A 19,331-nucleotide genomic window follows, 5' to 3' on the forward strand; every position below is an offset into this window, starting at 1 on the left:
CTCCCACCCACCCCCGAAACCGAGAGGCTGGCCGCCAGTGACCGTTCCCACGACCATGCGCGCACTGCAGCAGACGTCCCGCAACGGCCCGCAGGACATGCGCCTGATCACGGACGCACCGGTGCCCGTCCCCGGCCCGGGCGAGGTCCTGATCCGGGTCACCGCCGCCGGCGTCAACTTCGCCGACATCTCGAAGGCCCACGGCACGTTCCTGGACGGCCCACGGCCGCCGTACCTGGCCGGCTTCGAGGCCGCCGGCGAGGTCGTCGCGATGGGCGAGGCGGCGACCGGCCCGCAGCCAGGGGCCCGCGTAATCGGCGTCGGAAGCGGCGCTTTCGCCGAGTACATGGTGCTGCCCGCGGCCGCGGCGATGCCGGTACCGCCCGGCTGGACCGGGCAGCAGGCGCTGGGCCTGATCGTGAACTGGCCGACCGCGCTGGCCGCGCTCAAGCCGCTGGGCGCAGTCACAGCGGGACAGACCGTGCTGGTCCACGCCGCGGCGGGCGCGACCGGCCAGGCCGCGGTCACGTTGGCCAAGCACTACGGCGCGACGGTCGTCGCCACCGCGTCACCGGACAAGCACGACGCTGTGCTGGCCTTGGGCGCCGACCACGTCCTGGACTCCCTCGACGGCGACATCGCCGCCGACGTGCTGCGGCTGACCGGCGGCACCGGCGCCGATGTGGTGCTGGAGTCGGCGGGCGGCGCCACCTTCGGCGCCAGCCTGGCCGCGGCCAAGCGGGTCACCGGCCGGGTCGTGGTCTACGGCGTGGCGGGCGGCGACGCCTCGATCACCAACTGGGAACTGGTGTACCGGCACCAGGTCCACGTCATCGGATTCAACCTCGGTGTGCTCATCCAGGCCGCGCCGCGGATCTTCGCCGAGCTCATGGGTGAACTGTCCGCGCTCATCGCCGCGGACGTGGTGCCTCCCGGTCGGCCGACCGCGTACGAACTGGCCGACGGCCCGAAAGCGCTCGCGGAGCTGGAAAACCGGGCCACCATCGGCAAACTGGCCCTGCTGCCCTGAGGAGTCGGCACCGATGACCACAACCGAGGACCCGGCAGCCCGCAGCCCGATGAGGTGTGATCGCGGACGCCGGCGCCGTAGGCTCGCGGCGTGACACGGACGGCACCGGACCAGGACCGGTTCACCGCCGAGACCGAGCGGTTCCGCCGGGAACTGCTGGCGCACTGCTACCGCATGGCCGGCTCGGCGCACGACGCCGAGGACCTGGTGCAGGAGACGTATCTGCGGGCGTGGCGGTCCTACTCCGGATTCGAGGGCCGCGCCTCGATCCGGTCCTGGCTCTACAAGATCGCGACCAACGTCTGCCTGACGGCGGTGGAGCGGCGCCCGGCCCGCGTGCTGCCCTCGGGTCTGACCGGCCCGTACGACGAACCCGACCGCCCGCCGAGTTCCGTCGCGCCGGGCGAGGTCGCGTGGCTGGAACCGCTGCCGGACGCCTGGATCGCGCCGCCCGACCCGGCCGCGGTGGTGGTCGAACGCGAGTCGCTGCGGCTGGCGCTCATCGCCGGCCTGCAGCACCTGCCCGCCCGCCAACGCGCGATCCTCGTCCTGCGCGAAGTGCTGGCGTTCTCCGCGGCCGAAACCGCGGAGATCCTCGGCACCACCACCGCGGCGGTCAAAAGCGGTCTGCAGCGCGCCCGCGCCCGGCTGGACGAGGTGCGGCCGGAACCCGGGGAACTGCTCGAACCGACCGACCAGCGCGCGCGTGCCCTGCTCGACGGCTACATCTCGGCCTTCGAGCGCTCCGACGCCCGTCTGCTGGAACAGGTACTGCGTACGGACGCCACGCTGGAGGCGACACCGTTCCGCGACTGGCAGTCCGGCCGGGCGATGTGCGTCCACGTCCTCGACACGTTCGTGCTGGGCACCCCGGGTGACTGGCGGATGATCGCGACCACGGCCAACGGCCAACCCGCGGCTGTCGTGTACCACCGGGACGCGGAGGGTGTGCTCCGAGCCGACGGCGCCGTAGTGCTGGCGCCCACCGCGACCGGCGTGTCCGGTGTGGTCAAATTCCACGATCCCTCGCTGGTCACGGCGTTCGGCTTCCCGGCCGTGCTCGCGCACTGACCCCGTCGAAGCCGTCGCGCTCAGGGGCGACGTTTCCCGCCGCCCGCGGCCGTGGGGTACAAGCGATTCCCCACAGACCCGCCATGGTCATGGCGAAGGTGGTGAACCCCATCAGCAGCGCGATCGAGCCGTGCATGCCGACCGCCAGCGCCCAGCCCGCCCTGCGGACACGTGCGGAGCCCAGCAGGCACACAGCCAAGGTCAACTCCACCGCCAGCGCCCCCCAGGTCACGATCGACACGCCGACCGAACTCCCCAGCACGGTCCCGAGCGGCGGCTGGATCGCGAACGCCGAGCCGTAGTGCGCGTCCACCAGCCAGTAGTACCCCGCGGTGCCGTCCCGCCATTCCGGCACGGCGAGCTTGCTCAGCGACGCCTGCGCGTAGATCGTCACGCCGAGCAGCCGGACGAACAGCTGCGCCGCGTACGCCCGGCCCCGCCACGCGGCGGGCAGCGGGCGGACGGGCCGTGACCACTGCCAGCGCCGTTCGTCGGCGAGGCAGATCGGGATGAGCAGCAGCGTGAGGATGCGGATCACCTGCTCGCCCGCGTCGGGCAGGGCGATGGCCGCGCTGAGGCTGAACGTCACGTACCAGTGGGGGATGCAGGTCCACCGAGGCCGGTACCCCAGCGCCACCAGCAGCAGCACGGCGAGCGCGACGATCCGGCAGATCCACGGGGCCGCCCCGTCCGATCCGGCCAGGCACCACATCGACAGCCGGCCGATCCCGTCGCACACCGGCCCGTCGGTGACCCCCGCCGTCCGCGGGAACAACGCCCGGTCCGGGCTGAAAGCCAGGAGGCATCCGCCGGCCAGTGCCAACAATGTCCTGGCCACCGCCAACGGCAGGCCGCGCGGCTCGAACGCGTCCGCCGCGCGGGTCAGGCCCGCCCACAGCCTGCTCACCGGCCGCATGCCACGTCCAGCACCGTGACGGCGCCGACCCGGCGGGTCCGGCCCGCGGCGGGATCGGCGTCGCGCCAGTTCAGCGGGAACTCCCTGGCGAACACGACCCGTCCGCACACGGTCGCGTCACGAGTGGGGTTGGCGACCGCGACCGCGGGAACCGACGCCAGCACCGGGCGGCACCGCTCGATCACGTCGGCCGCGCACTCCCGCCACGCCTGCTCGGGAACGACCTGTTCCAGCGCCGCGGTCTCCATCCACTGGCTGTAGGCGATCCGGCTGAGGCCCCGGCGATCGCCGGACCCGGTCGCGTACATGGTGATCGCCGTCAGATGCTGTGCGTCGTAGGCGACCGTTTCGGGGCCGGTCGGCGCCCGGGTGAAGACCCGCCAGTCCTGGTGCCAGAGGAGACTGGCGTTGCGGGCCTGTCCCGCCCACCACGCCGAGCCGGTTCGTACGCTGTCAGTCTGCAGCAACCAGGTGACGACGAACACGACGGCCAGAGCGGCCGCCGTGGTGACGAAACCCTTCGTGCTCGCCGGGCCGGAAGACGGTCCGGTCATCGCTCATCGCAGCAGACGGGCCCCTTCTTGTTGATCATCAGCGGGGCCGGGGCGGGTTGCGCCGGTGCGCCCCCGCCGGCGATCCCGGACAGCCCCAGGACCGCGCCCAGGATGGTGACAGCAGCGACCACAGAGGTGACGAACGCTTTCCGCATGCGTGCTACTCCTTCGTCGGACGCCTCACGGCATGTCGATCGGGGGGATGCACCGCTCCGTGCCCAGATCCCCTGCCGAGCGGAATGCTGGCACCGGCCGCTCTTCGTTCGCTCTCCGTCCGCCGGTCGATCTCTTCGCGGCCTCACTCGCGGCCCATCCTCTTCCGCTATCCTGACCCGAAACCAGCGACGCACAGGGGGGCGTTGCCGTATGTACTTCCGCATCCTGGGGCCGCTCGAAGCGACAACGGCCGAGGGACCCGTGCGTCTCGGCGGCCGCCGCCAGCAACGTCTGCTGGCGCTGCTGCTGACCCGGGTGAACGAGGTCGTCACGCTGGACCGGCTGGTGGAAGGGCTGTGGGAAGAAGCGGTCCCGCACACGGCCCACGCACAGCTGCACAACGCCGTCTGGGCGTTGCGCCGCGCCTTCGCCGCCGCCGGCGGGGACAGCGACGCGATCGTCACCGAACCCGCGGGCTACCGGCTGGTCGTCCCCGAAGACGGTCTCGACGTGCACAGGTTCTGGGCAGCGATCCAGCTCGCGGACGAGGCCGAGGCGGACGGGCGACCCGCCGACGCCGTGGCGGCGCTGTCGGCCGCCATCGAACTGTGGCGTGGCCCCGCGCTCGCCGGGCTGCGGGTCTGCCGCGCCCTCGACGCCGCCGCGGCCGGGCTGGACGAGCAGTACCTGGTGGCGGTCGAACGGCTCGGCGCGCTCCGGTTGCGGCTCGGCCAGGCGGAACAGATGGTCGTCCGGCTGACCGGCCTGGTGGCCGAGCACCCGTTCCGGGAACCGCTGCGCGCGTTGCTCATGCTGACCCTGGCCGCGCTGGGCCGGCAGACCGAGGCGCTGGACGTGTACGAACAGGGGCGCCGGCGGCTCGCCGACGAACTGGGCCTGGACCCGGGCACGCAGCTTCAGCAGGCACACGCCCAGATCCTGCGGGGCGCGGCCGTCGCGGCCGCACCGGTGCCCCGGTCACGCCCCCGCAACCTCCCCGCCGGCGCCAGCGACTTCGTGGGGCGGGGCGCCGACATCGACCGGCTGTACGCGGACATGCGCCGTGACCTCGCCGGCGGGTCGCGGATCACCGTGATCGACGGCATGGGCGGCATCGGCAAGACGGCGCTCGCGGTCCGCCTCTCGGAGCTGCTGGCCGGCGAGCACGCCGACGGGCTGTACTTCATCGACCTGCACGGCTTCACGGTCGGGAAACAGCCTCGGACGCCGGAGGCGGCGCTGGACGTCCTGCTCCGCCAGGCGGGCACGCCGACGGAGCTCATCCCGCACGGGCTCGCCGAACGCGCCGAGCAGTGGCGGTCGCTGATGGCGGGCAAGCGGATCATCGTGATCCTCGACAACGCCGTCGACGCGGCCCAGGTGCGGCCCCTGCTGCCGGGCACGGCCGAGGCGCTGGTGCTGGTGACCAGCCGCCGCCGGCTGACCACGCTGGACGGCAGCCGGCCGGTCTCGCTGGACGTGCTTCCGCCGTCCGAAGCGGTGGCGCTGTTCCGGCGGATCGCCGATCGGGCCTTCGACGCCCCCGAGGTGGTCGCCGACGTGACGGAGCTCTGCGGCCGGCTGCCCCTGGCGATCCGGATCGCCGCGTCCCGCCTCCGGCATCGCCCCACCTGGACCGTGGAGGACCTGGCCGAGCGGCTGCGCGAGTCCCGCCGCCGGATGCACACCCTGACCGTGGACGACCTGAGCGTGTACGCCACGCTCCGGCTGTCCTACGAGTCGCTGCCCGATCCCCAGCGCCGGACCTTCCGCCTGCTGGGGGCGCATCCGGGCCAGGACTTCGACCGGTACGCCGTCGCCGCGCTGACCGGCCTGCCGGTGGACGAGGCCGAGGAGCAGCTGGAAAGCCTGTGTGACTGCAACCTGCTGATGCAGCCCGCCGCCGGGCGGTACCAGCTGCACGACCTGATCCGGGACTGCGCGACGAAACTCCTGGAGGCGGAGGAGACCGAGGCCGAGCGGCAGGAAGCGGCTGCCCGCCTGTTCGACTACTACCTCCACCTCGCCGATCTGCACTGCAGTCCGATGGCTCGCAAGATCTCCCGCTTCGAACCGGACATCCCCGCCAGACCGGCCTCGGTGCCACCGGCAGGCACCGAAGTCGAATCGATCGGCCTGCTGGAAACCGAGTACCAGAACCTGATCGCGGTGGCCACGCTGGCCCAGAAGTCCGGCCGGCCCGCGCACTCCTGGCAGCTTCCCTGCGTGTTGCGGCCGTTCCTGGAGCGGATGAACTTCCGCACCGCCTGGCTGCCGCTGTTCGAGGGCGCCTTGACCGCCGCGCGGCAGCTGAACAACTCGCGCGGCGAGTCGGCCGCGCTGGCCAACATCGCCGTCATCCGCCGGGAGCTCGGCCAGCTGACCGACGCCATCGAGCTGCTGAAACGCGCACTGCTGATCAGTCGGGAGGCCGGAGACCAGGCGAGCGAGGCGTACCAGACCTCGGACCTCGGCATCACCTACCTCCGGCTCGCCCGGTACCGGGAGGCGCGCGACTGCTTCAAGATCGCGCACGACCTGTCGGAGAAGCTGGGCAGCACCCGTGACGTCGGCGCACTGGTCAACAACCTCGGCTTCGTGGCCGCCGATCTCGGCGAATACACCCAGGCCCAGGAACAGTTCGGCCGAGCGCTCGCCATCAACCGGGAAACCGGCTTCCGGCAGGGCGAGGCCCTGTCACTGGCCAATATCGGCCGGCTGCACGGTCGCTTCCACCGCTGGCCGCAGGCCAAGCTCCACCTGACTCAGGCACTCGAGCTGAGCCGCGAGATCGGTTACCGGTTCGGGGAGGGATGGGCGCTGGCCTGGCTGGCCGTCCTGGACCGCCGGACCGGAGACCTCCAGTCGGCGATCAGCCTGGGCCGGCTGGCCCTCGAAGTCGGAACGACGGCGGGAGTGACCGACGTCGAGTGCGACGCCCTCAACTGCCTCGGCGAGACGTACCTGACCATGGGCGACGTCGAAACAGCCGCCGGCCTGCACCAGCGCGCCGAGGAACTGGCCACGAGCCACCACCTCATCCTGGAGAACGCCCGTGCCGTCGAGGGCCAGGCCCATGTCGCGCAGCGCCGCGACGAGCCGGCGGAGGCCCACCGGCTCTGGGAGCGCGCGCTCGCGTTGTACCCCGAGCCCTTGGCCGACCAGGCCCACCCCCAGGCGCACCTGGCCGACAAAGAAGCCAGCTGCGAACGGTGCGCTGTCGGCCAGGGCCTCTCCCGGTGAACCGGCCCCACCCCGGTGGCACGAGGTGGGGCCGGGACCGCCGTACCCCCAGCACGGCGGTCGCCGGTGAGTCCGTCCGCAAACGCCGTGGACCACGCTAGGGAAGCCCGCTCTCGATCCGCTACTCGCTCACCTGCCCCTCGCCGTGCTGTTCCGGAACAGCCCGAGAGCGACGGCAGCGACCATCACGCCGGCTTGACCGAGACGAGCGGAGGCGCTGTGCCCGGCGCCCATCGAGGTGAGCGCCGGCACTGCATCGCCGGGCTGCCACCGCGGCACGGACAGAGCGTCGCGCTGGCCGGAGCCGGGGCCTGGTGGTCACGGCCCTGGCAGGACGAACTCGGCCGGCTGGCCATGGTCCTCTCCGCTGCGGCTACAAATCGATCAGGCGCTCATGTTGAGAGGCACCGGCAGCCGGCGTCACCAGCTGATCGCGTCGAGCCAGAGGATGACCGGATCGTCGGTGAACTGGTAGATCTCGATGCCGATGCCCTGCACGACGTCGACCTGCGGCACGGTCCAGTCATAGCGCTTCCACGCCGTGTCCTGCGGCAGTTGCGCTTCGCCGCCCTTCGGGGTTTCGGGAGCCCAAGTGGCTTGGGACTTCGAGTCGTAGGCGAAGAACCGCACGCTCGCCCGCTCCGGCAACGGTACGCGGAGGAAGCAGCTGACCAGCATGCCGGGCCGGAGAGTCGCCAGCCCGTGGGTCGTACCGATCGCCTTGTCGGTCACGTTGCTGAACCCGGTCGTCGTGATCTGCAAGGACTGTCCACCCTCGTAAGCCGTCGCGGTGGTGACGTCGTAACGGATCAGTTTGCCGCCCCAGAACGGGCTCCACCGCTGGGTGCCGTCCTCGAAGCCGAACCGGACGGGCGCCGACGCCGGTGCCACGGGTGCTGTAGTGGGGAAAAACCCGATGGTGAACGCAATCCCGGCCAGCAGCACCACGACCGACGCGACGACCACTACCCGGCGCCTTGGCCACCGGGGCCGCACGGGCGGTGCGGCCACCGGGGCTTCCGGCGCTCGCAGCAGCTCTTCGGTGGCCAGGTCCGCGCGTTCGGCCAAAGCCTTTTCGCGCAGGTTCCGCAAGGAGCCGTCGGATATCCCGAAGATCCGCTCGCAGCCGGCGACCAGGTTCGCCGGCGGGATGCGGCGGCCGAGCTCGTAGTCGACGAGCGTCCCGTGGCCGCTCAGCGTCAGCTCTTTCGCCAACGCTCGCAACGACATTCCGCGTGACATCCGGTGGTGGCGGATCTCGGCGCCGAGACGCTGGGTGTAGTCGATGTCCGCAGGCTCGGCCATGACTTCAAGGTACCGAGCGGAGGTTGCCCGTCACTCACCATTCCGGCGCAATCGGACCCGCCGGGCAAGCTCCCGGCGGGCCACATCGGCTGCAGGGTTAAGAGGCGACTCGCGTGTTGCATTCGCTCGCGGTCGCGCCCTTCGGCGTGATGACCGTGATGCAGGCCTTGATCCACCTGTCGAATTGGTCGGATTCCCACCCGCCTCGCGGATCGCCTAGATCTGGGTCGCTGCAGGTCGCGCTGGCGCTACAGCTTTCCGAGCCGGTCCAGTTGACGAACCCGTTGGGGCTGAGGCCCCAGACGCCGATCGTGATGCTGCTCATCGTGCCGTTGCACCGCACCGGGACGTTGACGTGACGCGTGTGGAAGGTCGTGTCGAGCGGCCGGAGATCGATCGTCCAGGTACAGGTGTAGTTCCCCGCGTTGACCGCGGGCTCCGCGTCGGCTGGTGGCGACGCGGCGACGGCGGTCGCCACGGCGAGGGCGCTCGCGCCTGCCAGTGCGGAGAAGCGTCCGGTCCAGCTCATGTTTGCTCCTGCCTCGTTCGCGCGTGTTCGAACAGTGGTCGGCCGGTGGCCTGATGTCATCGTGTGGGTCGGACGACCTGGTCGGCAGGGCCGTGGACCAAACGCGGACCGATCCTGGACCGCCCTGGGCCCAGAACACCGGCGGTGCACCACGCCGCCAACGCGGCTCCCAGAGCGACGCTGAAATGCGGCAACGGTGCCGCGAACACCGAATCGAGACATCCTCGGATCAACGAATACCGGAAGGCGGCCGGCTTCCGGGGAACGCAGGCGGGGTGCCTGGCGCCGGGTGATCTCCCAGAGCACGTTGTCGCCGTGCTGCTGGGTCCCGAACAACCGCCAGCCGCCGGCGAACGGCGTCGGCCGCTGGGCGCCGAGGATGCCCTGCGGGGACGGGTCGCCGGTGGTGGCGTGGATGCCGGTGATCTCGTTGTCGCCGTCGCGGCCCTCGGCGAGGAACCGCACCGGCTGAGCACCGTGGGCGTAGTCGGCGTGCAGGTCGAACAGGTACGCCGAGTCGAGCAGCCCGCGCTGGGTGTGCAGGCCGTCGCCCGCGTCCTCGACGAACGCGACGTGGTCGGCGTCCAGGAACGTCACGTTGTCCAGGCCGGTGTGCTTCAGCACCGAGCCCCAGCCGACGCGCTGACACCGACCAAGCGAGCTCCGCGCGAACGGCCGGCAGCGGGCGGAACCGCTCCTGTCGCACCCGCACTCCGCTGCGGACAAACCGTCGGCAGTGGTGCCGAGTGCTCGAAGCACCTACTCCGCTGGATGGCGACAGGAGAGATTCCTCCCATACTCGAGAAACCGCCGCGGTAAGCGTCCACTTTGGCCTGTCCCCGACGCGATCGACGGAGTCGCGTCCGACCGGCCGCGATCTACGCGGCGAATTCCCGCACGATGCGCTCGCAGAAGGCCGGCAGGTCGTCGGGCGATCGGCTCGTCGTGATGTTGCCGTCGGTGACCACCGGCTCGTCGACCACCTCGGCTCCGGCGTTGCGCAGGTCCGTGCGCACGCTGGGCCACGAAGTCAGCCTGCGGCCGCGGGCGACGTCGGCCTCGACGAAGTTCCACGGGCCGTGGCAGATCGAAGCCACCGGCTTGCCCGACTGGACGAAGTCACGTACGAACTGCACCGCGGCGCGTTCCATGCGCAGCTTGTCCGGGTTCACCGTCCCGCCCGGCAGGAGCAGCGCCTCGTAGTCGTCGACCGACGCGTCGCCGACCAGCTGGTCGACCGCGAACGTGCCGGCGTCTTCGAGGTCGTGGTCGCGCGCCTGGATCTCGCCGCCGGCGATGGAGACCACGCTGGTGCGGGCGCCGGCGTCGTCGAGCGCCTGTCGCGGCTGTTCCAGCTCGACCCGCTCCACTCCGTCGGCCGCGAGGATCGCCACCCGGCGTCCGTTCAGCTCTCCGGCCATGTCAGGCACCCGCCATCGCGGGGTGGAGGACGACCTTCGTCCAGCCGTCGTCCCGCTTGTCGAAGTGCTCGTAGGCATCCGGTGCGCGGTCGAGGGGCAGCTCGTGGCTGACGATGAACGACGGTTCGGCCTTGCCCGCGGCGATGAGGTCGCGCAGCTGCCGGTTGTACTTCTTGACCGGCGCCTGGCCGGTGCCGATGTGCTGGCCCTTGAACCAGAACATGCCGTAGTCGAAGGCGAGCTTGCCCTGCTTGGCCAGCTCGTCCTCGGCGCCGGGATCCTGGGGCACGAAGACGCCGACGTTGCCGATCTTCCCGGTGAACCGCACCGAGGCGACCAGCCGGTTCATCGTCAGGTTGGCCCGCTCTTGGCCGTCGGGCTCGTGCGCCTGGTAGCCGACGCACTCACAGCCGTTGTCCGCGCCCAGCCCCATCGTTTCGTCGAGCACGGCCTGCACCGGGTCGGCCTTCGAGTCGTCGATGGCGATCGCGCCGATCGATTCCGCCAGCCGGAGCCGGTCGGCGTGCCGGTCGACGACCATCACCTTGCTCGCCCCGCGGATGGTCGCCGAAAGGGCGGCCATCAGCCCGACCGGGCCCGCGCCGTAGATGACCGTCTGGTCGCCGGGCACCACGCCGGCCAGCTCGGTGGCGTGGTAACCGGTCGGGAAGATGTCGGCGAGCATCACGTAGTCGGTCTGGCGCCGCTCGGCGTCCTCGCCCAGCCGCAGGCAGTTGAAGTCACCCCAGGGCACGCGCAACAGCTCGGCCTGTCCCCCGGCGTACGGGCCCATGTCGGCGAAACCGTAGGCGGCGCCGGCCATCTTCGGCTCGGGCTGGGCGGTCAGGCAGTAGTTCGTCAGCTGACGTTCGCAGTTCTTGCAGTGACCGCAGGCGATGTTGAACGGCATGACGACCCAGTCGCCCACCTGAACCTTGTCGACCCCGGAGCCGACCTCGACCACCTCGCCCAGGTTCTCGTGGCCGAACCAGCGGCCGTGCTCGAAGTCGGTCCGGCCCTCGTACATGTGCAGGTCCGAGCCGCAGATGTTCGCCGACGTGATCCGTACCAGGACGTCGGTCGGCCGCTCGATCTTCGCGTCCGGCACGTCCTTGACGCTGACCTGCCGCGGCCCTTCGTACACCACTGCTTTCACGGCTTCCTCCTCGTCGTGGATGTCCCCTCGGGCGACGGTTTTCCTTAGGACTTCTCGATAAACCCGCGGCCGCTCGAACGGGTCGGTGGGTTAGCCGGATCGCCGAGGGGTAGCCGCCTTCGATCGGACCCGGAGGTGAACCCCATGACGCGCTCGGTGAGCCCGGCAGCAGAACGAACACGACAGCAGGAGGTGCGACGGGGAGGCCGGCGGCTGGGCTGGCTGAGCCTGGGCCTGGGCCTGGCACAACTGACGGCCCCGCGCACCGTGCGGCGGATCGGCGGCGTCGACGACTCGGCGACGTCGCGGGCGGTGGTGCCCGCCGTCGGCGTGCGGGAGCTGGTCCACGCGGCCGGGCTCCTGGCCGGCCGTCGGAAGGGCGTCTGGGCGTGGACCCGGGTCGCGGGCGACGCGATGGACCTCACCGCGCTCGGCATCGCCCTCGCCCACCGGGGCGGGCGACGACGGCGGCGGCTGGCCGGGGTCACCGGCGCCGTCGCCGGGATCACCGCGCTGGACGTACTGACCGCCGTGCGGGCCACCCGCGCGGAACACACCGGCTCCGCGCGGGCAGCGCGGGGCGCACGCAAAGGAGATTCCGTGGAACTGACCGCAGTGACCACCATCCGCAAACCCCCGCCGGAGGTCTTCGCGTTCTGGCGCGAGCTGGAGAACCTTCCTTCGTTCATGGCGCACCTCGAGCAGGTCCGCACCACCGGCGACCGGACCAGCCACTGGACCGCCGGCGCCCCCTTCGGCCAGGACGTCGAATGGGACGCCGAAATCACCGAAGAGACACCCGGCGAGCGGATCGCGTGGCGCTCGACCGGGAAAGCCGCCGTCCCCAACGCCGGCACCGTCTGGTTCACCCCCGCCCCCGACGGGGAGAGCACCGAGGTGAACGTCGTCCTGGCGTACGAGATCCCCGGCGGCGCGCTCGGCAAGGCGGTCGCCAAGTACTACGGCGAAGAACCGCACCAGCAGCTCGACGACGACCTGCGCCGGCTCAAGCAGGTCCTGGAAACCGGCGAGGTCGTCCGGTCCGACGGCGCCCCGTGGGGCAAGCGGGCCCGCAAGGAATTCCCGCAGCGCCCGGCGCAACCGCTGTCGGACGTCGAACTGGAGAAGGGAGCGGACGCATGAGGGCCAACACCTGGTCGGGCCGCAACAAGGTCGAGGTCCGGGACGTTCCGGACCCGAAGATCCTCAACCACCGCGACGCGATCGTGCGGATCACCTCCACCGCCATCTGCGGCTCGGACCTGCACCTGGTCGACGGGTACGTCCCCACTATGCAGGACGGCGACGTCCTCGGCCACGAGTTCATGGGCGAGGTGATCGAGGTCGGCCGGGGCGTCGACCCGGGCAAGCTGCGCGTCGGGGACCGGGTCGTCGTGCCGTTCCCGATCGCCTGTGGCGCGTGCGCCGCCTGCGCCGCCGAGCTGTACTCCTGCTGTGAGAACTCCAACCCCAACGCCGGGATCGCGGAGAAGATGTTCGGTCACCCGGTCGCCGGGATCTTCGGCTACTCGCACCTCACCGGCGGCTTCGCGGGCGGCCAGGCGCAGTACGCGCGGGTGCCGTTCGCCGACGTCGGCCCGATCAAGATCGAGTCGAACCTGACCGACGAACAGGTGTTGTTCCTCTCCGACATCCTGCCCACCGGCTACATGGGCGCCGAGATGTGCGACATCACCTCCAGCGACGTGGTCGCGGTCTGGGGCGCCGGCCCGGTCGGCCAGTTCGCCATGGACAGCGCCCGGCTCCTGGGCGCGGCGAAGGTCATCGCCATCGACAAGGAGCCTTACCGGCTGCAGCTGGCCGAGCAGGCAGGCCACATCCCGGTGAACTTCGACGAGGTCGACGTCCGGTCCCGGCTGCTGGAACTGACCGGCGGCCGCGGCCCCGACAAGTGCATCGACGCCGTCGGGCTGGAAGCCACCCACGGCAGCGCGCACGTCGCCGCCTACGACCGGGTCAAGCAGGCCGTGCGGTCGGAAACCGACCGCCCGCACGCGCTGCGCCAGGCGATCATGTCCTGCCGCAGCGGTGGCGTGGTCTCGGTGATCGGGGTCTACGGCGGCCTGCTCGACAAGTTCCCCGCCGGCGCATGGATGAACCGGTCGCTGACCTTGCGGACCGGGCAGTGCCACGTGCAGCGCTACATGCAAGCACTGCTGCGGCGCATCGAACGCGGCGAGCTCGACCCGACCCGGATCATCTCCCACACCCTGCCGCTGGAGGAGGCCGAGCGCGGCTTCGAGATGTTCAAGAACAAGCAGGACCACTGCGAGAAGGTCGTCCTCAAACCCTGACGGGCCAACGCATCCGGCCACCGGTCAGCCCGGTGGCCGGATGCGCTGTGAGCGCGAGGCCCCGGTGATCGCTCAGTCGCCGGATTCGTCGGCGCGCTCGCGGTTGCGCTGCTGCCGCTCCTGCTCACGCCGGCTGTAGGTCGCCTGGCGGACCCGTTCCTCGTCTTCGACGCTCGAACCCAACGCCCCGGCGACGATGCCCACGGAAGTCGCCAGCCACACCAGCTTCAGGTACGAAGCCGGCCCCGCCGGATGGCCGAGAGTCTGCCCGAAGTAGGTGCCCTCGACCAGGACGATCGACGCCACCAGCGCCAGCCCGAACAGGATGGCGTACATGCACGCCACGCCGATCGACAACGTCAGCGCGGTCGAAGCGTTGTACAACCCGGCTTTGCGCCGGTCGAGATGCCCGGACGGCGAGTCCCACAGGTGGTTGTGCACCATCAGCCAGCCCGCCATCACCACGACCGCCAGCACCGTGATCCCCGCCAGCCGCAGCGCGGGCAACGCTTCGGCGAGCTTCCAGAACGAGGTCGTGATGATGCCGTACGCCGCAGTGGCGGCCGCGGCCGCGGTGGCTCCGGCGAGGTTGGGCACCAGCCGCCACGGCCGGTTGTCCCGGATCATCCCGGCCAGCAACCGCACCCGGCCACGCATCCCCACCAAAGCCAGGTGCTCGTCGGCGGTGCCGCGGCCGCGGATGTGCCGTGTGGGCGCGACCAGGTCACGCAGCCGGTCGAGGATGCCTCGCGGCGGATCGGCCTCCTTCGCCGTGCGGCGCACGACCAGGTGCCGGATCAGGTGGACGACCAGCCGGGACACCCGGCCGCGCAGCCGCAACGCCCCGAGAGCGGGCAGCGACACCATCGCCACGCCGTGGTCGACGTTGTAGTCCGAGGCGATCGGGACCGTGCCGGATCGCCGCGGGAGGTCGGTGACCAGCACCAGCAGGTCCCAGCCGTGTTCGGCCCGGCGTTCCTGCGCCAGGGCCAGCATGGGGATGTCACCTTCCTCGTTCAGCGGAAGGGACTGCGTCTCGTGCTCGACGCGCCAGGACGTTTCCTCGCCGAGGTCGCGGGCGAGACGGGCGGGCAGGCCGTCCGCGATTCTCCCGGCGAGCTGCCCGGGCAATCCGTCATCGGTCAGCAGCCCCACCACCAGGGCCTCCGGCGCACGCTGGGCAGTCATCCTCGAGCCTTTCCTCGATCTGCGAGATCAGCAGTTCGGGTTCCCGGCTCGATCGCCGGCAAACGGCCGGGCGTTTGCCGTCCGGGTCACCGGGTATCGCCCGTGACATGGCCGAAAAGGACGAACCGACGACCGACGTGGATCTGCGTGCCGAGGAGTTCGACCGGGCCGCGGTGGGTGCCGTGCTCGCCGCCGGTGACTGGGCGGGCTGGGACGACCTGCTCGACTGGCTGCGCACCGAAGGCCCGGGCGTCCCCGAGCTGTCCCCCGGTGCGCTGCGCGGGATCCGCCAGGACGCCGAACGGGCCTGCGCCACGGGATTCCCCTTTCCCCACGACCCGGACCACCTCTACGCCCTCCTTCGCGGACAGCACCTCGCGCGAGCGCACGACTGAGTTTGTCCAGGGAGCCCGGGGGTAGCCGCCGCATCGTGAATCGGTGGTATCGCAACGGGGTGATCTACTCCCTCGACATCGAGACCTTTCAGGACTCCGACGACGACGGTGTCGGTGACTTGCGCGGCCTCGCCGACCGGCTGGACTACCTCGGCCGGCTGGGCGTCGACACGATCTGGCTCAACCCGTGCCATCCCTCGCCGCGCCGCGACGGCGGCTACGACGTCACCGACTACTACGGCATCGACCCGCGCTTCGGCACGCTCGGAGACTTCGCCGAACTCGTGAGCCAGGCCGACGAGGCCGGCATCCGGATCGTGCTGGACCTGGTCGTCAACCACACCAGCGACGAGCACCCCTGGTTCCGGTCGGCCCTTTCCGGCCGGGAGGCGCCGCACCACGACTGGTACGTCTGGGCCGACCACGAACCCGCCGACCGGTGGGACGGTGGCGTGTTCCCCGGATCCGAAGAGGAGACCTGGAGCTACGCCGAGTCCGTCGGCCGCTGGTACCGGCACCGGTTCTACCGCTTCCAGCCCGAGCTCGACGTCGAACACCCGGCGGTGCAGGCCGAGCTGACCAAGATCGTCACTTTCTGGCTGCGGCTCGGCGTCGCGGGCTTCCGGATCGACGCGGCCCCGTTCCTCATCGAGTCGCGCGGGCAGCGGGACTTCGGCCTCCTGCGGCGGCTGCGGGAAACCGCTTCCTGGCAACGCGGGGACGCCATCCTGCTCGCCGAGGCGAACGTGCCCGAGGACGAGCTGCTCGAGTACTTCGGCACCGCGGACGACGAGGTCAGCCGCGCGACGATGCTCTTCGACTTCCGGCTCAACCAGGCCCTGATGCTCGGGCTGGCCCGCGGCGACGCCCAGCCCCTGCGAGAGCGGCTGCGGTCCTCGCCGCGGCTGCCGGGCCACGCCCAGTGGGCCACCTTCCTGCGCAACCACGACGAGGTCGACCTCGGCGGCTTGTCCCCCGCCGAACGCGGCGACGTGATCAGCCGGTTCGGGCCGGAGCCCCACATGCAGCTGTACGACCGCGGCATCCGGCGCCGGCTGGCCTGCATGCTGGACGGCGACCGGCGACGCCTGGAACTGGCCTACAGCCTGTTGCTCACCATGCCGGGCAGCCCCGTGCTGCGGTACGGCGACGAGATCGGGATGGGCGAAGACCTTGCCTTGCCCGAGCGCACGGCGATCCGCACACCGATGCAGTGGTCCGACGGGCCCAACGGCGGGTTCTCCCGCGCGCCGGCCGGGCAGCTGGTCGCCCCGCTCGTCGCAGGCGGGCCGTTCGGGTACGAGCGCGTCAACGTCGTCGGCCAGCGCCGGAACGCGAACAGCCTGCTGACCTGGTTCGAGCGGGTGCTGCACACCCGCAAGGAGTGCCCGGAGATCGCCGTCGGCCGGCACCAGCCCGTCGACGGCGGCCCGCCGGAGGTTCTGGTGCACCGGGCCGAGACGGCGAAAGGCCGCATGGTGTTCGTGCACAACCTGGGCCCTTCCGACCATCGCCTCCGCATCCCGGCCGAGCCGGACGACCTCGCGCTGGCGGTGTTCGAGGACGGCGGCTACGACGACCGGATCGACCCCGCGGACGTGGCCATCGCCGGCTACGGCTACCGCTGGATCCGGCTCGTCACCGCCTGACCAGCCACGCCGCGGCGTCCACCGGCAGCCGGCCCGCCTCCGGCGGCACGCTGGCCAGCAGCACCGGCGCGCCGTCCGGCAGCTGGACGGGCTCGGCGGACAGGTTCACCACGCATTCGAAGCCCGGCTCACGAGCAAACGTCAGCACGCCCTCCGGTGCGGGCAGCCACGTCATTTCTCCGTCACCCAGCGCGGGGTGCTCCCGCCGCGCGGCGAGGGCGGCGCGATACAGGCAGAGCATCGACTGCGGGTCGTCGCGCTGTGCCCGCTCGGTCAGCTCCCGCCACCGGGCCGGCTGCGGCAGCCACGTCGGCACGTCGGCGCCGGTGAAGCCGAACGGCGGCGCCGATCCCGACCACGGCAGCGGCACCCGGCAGCCGTCCCGGCCTCGCTGGGTGTGGCCGGAGCGTTCCCACGTCGGGTCGGTCAGCACGTCCTCGGGCAAGTCCTCGACCTCTTCAAGCCCGAGTTCCTCGCCCTGGTAGAGGTACGCGCCGCCGGGCAACGCCAGCATCAGCAGCAGCGCCGCCCGGGCCCGCCTCCTGCCGAGTGAGAGGTCGGCGGGCTCGGGCGGCCCGGGGTGGTCCTCGACCCGGGTGTTCGCGCGGCCGAACCGCGTCACGTGCCGGACGACGTCGTGGTTGGACAGCACCCACGTCGCGGGCGCCCCCACCGCGTGCAGGGCCTGCACCGTGCAGTCGATCACCGAACGCAGCGCCCCGGCGTCCCACGAACAGCGCAGGAAGTCGAAGTTGAACGCGGTGTGCAACTCGTCCGGGCGGACGTAGCACGCCAGCCGCTCCGGCTTCGCGACCCAGGCTTCGGCGACGAACACCCGGTCCGGGCCGAACTCGCCCGCGACCTTGCGCCACGACCGGTAGATCTCGTGCACGCCCTCGACGTCCCAGTGCGGGTGCCGGGTGCGGTCCGGCGGCCGCATCAGATCTTCGTGGCCGGACCCCAGATCGGGGAACGCCGGATCCTTCACCAGACCGTGCGCCACGTCGATGCGGACACCGTCGACCCCCCGGGAGAACCAGAACCGCAGCAGGTCCTCGAACTCGGCGCGCACTTCCGGGTGATCCCAGTTCAGGTCCGGCTGCTCCGGGGCGAACAGGTGCAGGTACCACTCGCCGTCGGGCACTCGCGTCCACGCGGGACCGCCGAAGACGCTGCGCCAGTCGGTGGGCGGAAGCTCGCCGCCGTCGCCGCGCCCCGGGCGGAAGTGGTACCGCGCCCGGTCGGCCGAACCGGGCCCGGCGGCCAGCGCCGCCTGGAACCACCGGTGACGGTCGGAGGTGTGGTTCGGCACGACGTCGATCAGCAGCCGCAGCCCGGCCCGGTGCACCTCCGCGATCAGCTCCAGGGCGTCCGCGTCGGTGCCGAACAGCGGGTCGACGGCCCGGTGGTCTTCGATGTCGTAGCCACCGTCGACCATCGGCGAGCGGTAGAACGGCGTCGTCCACACGGCGTCCACGCCCAGGTCGGCCAGGTAGCCGAGCCGCCCGCGCAGGCCCGCGAGATCGCCGGTGCCATCTCCGTTCGCGTCGGCGAAGCTGCGGGGATAGACCTCGTACACGACGGCGTCACGCCACCAGTTTTCGGAGTAGTCCATGGCATCCGGGTAGCCGCCCCGGCCGCGCTCAACCGGGTCGTCCCCCGGACCCCACGGCGGCGACGGCTTCGTCGATCCGCGCGGCCAGCCACAGATCCGGTTCGGTGACGACTCCCTCGCGGCCGGTGCACAGCCGGAACGTCACCCCGCCGTCGGCCCGCTCGACGTGGGCGTGGTCGTTCATCGCCCGCGCCTCGCGCTGGACGCGCTCGACCAGCGGCGTGATGCGTTCGGCGGGCAGCTGCACGGTGCGCTCGATCCCGTCCCGGCCCCCGGACCACCCGGTCAGGTGACGCAGGCCGCGGGCCACCTCTTCGTCCGTCAGCCGCGTCGGGACCTCCTGCTGGTGGCTCGCCGCGTCGCGAGGCGACTCACCCGCGGGAGCGAGTGTCTCGACGACCGCGCGCGGGAGCCGTCCGCGAAGCTCTTCGGCGAGTCCCGGGTCGGTCCGGGTGAGCGCGGTCAGAACCGCCTGGGTCAGGTAGCGGCCCCGCTCGGGCGTGGTCCGCAGCCGCCGGGCCACCGCCGCTGCCACATCGGTGCCCGACTCCAGGTTCGCCGGCCCGGGATCGCGCGCCGGTCCGGCCTCGGGACTGGGCAGCCGGCCGGCCAGCCACTCACGGCCGGTGTCCGGCAGGCACCGGGCGAGGGCGGCGACGACCGCGCCGAGCGTGGCCCTCGCGGCATCCGGGTCGTCCAGCTCGGCGACGTCTTCGACGGCGGTCAGCCACTTTTCGTGCTGTACCACGGCAGGCTCCCTTCCCACGGATGCTTTCGGGATCGCGTAC

At 71.5% G+C, this 19,331-nt stretch carries 17 protein-coding genes; 7 read left to right on the forward strand and 10 right to left on the reverse strand.

Going from position 1 to position 19,331, the window contains the following annotated elements:
* Positions 1-37: 37 nt before the first annotated feature.
* Together ACWEVP_RS02525 and ACWEVP_RS02530 are read left to right on the forward strand one after the other, a co-directional pair.
* Positions 38-1,030: a zinc-binding dehydrogenase gene (locus tag ACWEVP_RS02525; RefSeq protein WP_452060859.1), complete on the forward strand. Its 993-nt coding sequence runs from the start codon at positions 38-40 to the stop codon at positions 1,028-1,030.
* A 90-nt stretch (positions 1,031-1,120) separates the two neighbouring features.
* Positions 1,121-2,101 (forward strand): sigma-70 family RNA polymerase sigma factor, encoded by a 981-nt coding sequence (locus ACWEVP_RS02530; protein ID WP_452060860.1) that lies wholly within the window; start codon positions 1,121-1,123, stop codon positions 2,099-2,101.
* Here ACWEVP_RS02530 and ACWEVP_RS02535 read toward each other — a convergent pair.
* The 3 genes from ACWEVP_RS02535 to ACWEVP_RS02545 are packed head-to-tail and all read right to left on the reverse strand — an operon-like array spanning position 2,064 to position 3,726.
* Positions 2,064-3,008 (reverse strand): sporulation-delaying protein SdpB family protein, encoded by a 945-nt coding sequence (locus tag ACWEVP_RS02535; protein ID WP_452060861.1) that lies wholly within the window; start codon positions 3,006-3,008, stop codon positions 2,064-2,066. The genes ACWEVP_RS02530 and ACWEVP_RS02535 overlap by 38 nt on opposite strands.
* Positions 3,005-3,571, reverse strand: coding sequence for a hypothetical protein (locus ACWEVP_RS02540; RefSeq protein ID WP_452060862.1), 567 nt, complete (start codon positions 3,569-3,571; stop codon positions 3,005-3,007). The genes ACWEVP_RS02535 and ACWEVP_RS02540 overlap by 4 nt, the downstream gene beginning before the upstream one ends.
* Positions 3,568-3,726 (reverse strand): hypothetical protein, encoded by a 159-nt coding sequence (locus ACWEVP_RS02545; RefSeq protein ID WP_452060863.1) that lies wholly within the window; start codon positions 3,724-3,726, stop codon positions 3,568-3,570. The genes ACWEVP_RS02540 and ACWEVP_RS02545 overlap by 4 nt, the downstream gene beginning before the upstream one ends.
* Before the next feature lie 211 nt (positions 3,727-3,937).
* Here ACWEVP_RS02545 and ACWEVP_RS02550 point away from each other — a divergent pair, with 211 nt between their 5' ends.
* On the forward strand, positions 3,938-6,970 hold the full coding sequence (locus tag ACWEVP_RS02550; protein ID WP_452060864.1) for a BTAD domain-containing putative transcriptional regulator: 3,033 nt from the start codon (positions 3,938-3,940) through the stop codon (positions 6,968-6,970).
* 420 nt (positions 6,971-7,390) lie between these two features.
* Here the strand turns inward: ACWEVP_RS02550 and ACWEVP_RS02555 are convergent, their stop codons facing one another.
* From ACWEVP_RS02555 to ACWEVP_RS02570, 4 genes are all read right to left on the reverse strand, one after another.
* Entirely contained in the window at positions 7,391-8,275 is an 885-nt protein-coding gene (locus ACWEVP_RS02555; protein WP_452060865.1) for a helix-turn-helix domain-containing protein, read from the reverse strand.
* A gap of 97 nt (positions 8,276-8,372) precedes the next feature.
* Positions 8,373-9,428: a hypothetical protein gene (locus ACWEVP_RS02560; protein WP_452060866.1), complete on the reverse strand. Its 1,056-nt coding sequence runs from the start codon at positions 9,426-9,428 to the stop codon at positions 8,373-8,375.
* 254 nt (positions 9,429-9,682) lie between these two features.
* Positions 9,683-10,225: a type 1 glutamine amidotransferase domain-containing protein gene (locus ACWEVP_RS02565; protein ID WP_452060867.1), complete on the reverse strand. Its 543-nt coding sequence runs from the start codon at positions 10,223-10,225 to the stop codon at positions 9,683-9,685.
* A gap of 1 nt (position 10,226) precedes the next feature.
* Positions 10,227-11,381 carry a glutathione-independent formaldehyde dehydrogenase gene (locus ACWEVP_RS02570; RefSeq protein WP_452060868.1) on the reverse strand — a complete coding sequence of 385 codons (1,155 nt, stop codon included), beginning with the start codon at positions 11,379-11,381 and terminating at the stop codon, positions 10,227-10,229.
* Positions 11,382-11,525: 144 nt separating this feature from the next.
* Here ACWEVP_RS02570 and ACWEVP_RS02575 point away from each other — a divergent pair, with 144 nt between their 5' ends.
* Positions 11,526-12,524 (forward strand): SRPBCC family protein, encoded by a 999-nt coding sequence (locus tag ACWEVP_RS02575; protein WP_452060869.1) that lies wholly within the window; start codon positions 11,526-11,528, stop codon positions 12,522-12,524.
* Positions 12,521-13,696, forward strand: a complete 1,176-nt coding sequence (locus ACWEVP_RS02580; protein ID WP_452060870.1) for a zinc-dependent alcohol dehydrogenase — start codon at positions 12,521-12,523, stop codon at positions 13,694-13,696. The genes ACWEVP_RS02575 and ACWEVP_RS02580 overlap by 4 nt, the downstream gene beginning before the upstream one ends.
* A 72-nt stretch (positions 13,697-13,768) precedes the next feature.
* Here ACWEVP_RS02580 and ACWEVP_RS02585 read toward each other — a convergent pair whose 3' ends face one another.
* Entirely contained in the window at positions 13,769-14,884 is a 1,116-nt protein-coding gene (locus tag ACWEVP_RS02585; RefSeq protein WP_452060871.1) for a hypothetical protein, read from the reverse strand.
* A gap of 107 nt (positions 14,885-14,991) precedes the next feature.
* Between ACWEVP_RS02585 and ACWEVP_RS02590 the strand changes: the two genes are divergently transcribed.
* Both ACWEVP_RS02590 and ACWEVP_RS02595 read left to right on the forward strand, forming a co-directional pair.
* Entirely contained in the window at positions 14,992-15,279 is a 288-nt protein-coding gene (locus ACWEVP_RS02590; protein ID WP_452060872.1) for a hypothetical protein, read from the forward strand.
* Between the two features lie 35 nt (positions 15,280-15,314).
* Positions 15,315-16,928, forward strand: a complete 1,614-nt coding sequence (locus ACWEVP_RS02595) for an alpha-amylase family protein (RefSeq protein WP_452060873.1) — start codon at positions 15,315-15,317, stop codon at positions 16,926-16,928.
* Here the strand turns inward: ACWEVP_RS02595 and ACWEVP_RS02600 are convergent.
* Together ACWEVP_RS02600 and ACWEVP_RS02605 are read right to left on the reverse strand one after the other, a co-directional pair.
* Entirely contained in the window at positions 16,918-18,543 is a 1,626-nt protein-coding gene (locus ACWEVP_RS02600; protein WP_452060874.1) for a glycoside hydrolase family 13 protein, read from the reverse strand. The two genes, ACWEVP_RS02595 and ACWEVP_RS02600, sit on opposite strands and share 11 nt — an antisense overlap.
* A 28-nt stretch (positions 18,544-18,571) precedes the next feature.
* Positions 18,572-19,291, reverse strand: a complete 720-nt coding sequence (locus tag ACWEVP_RS02605) for a DUF2267 domain-containing protein (protein ID WP_452060875.1) — start codon at positions 19,289-19,291, stop codon at positions 18,572-18,574.
* Positions 19,292-19,331 lie beyond the last annotated feature (40 nt).

The organism is Amycolatopsis sp. NPDC003865, from assembly GCF_053605345.1.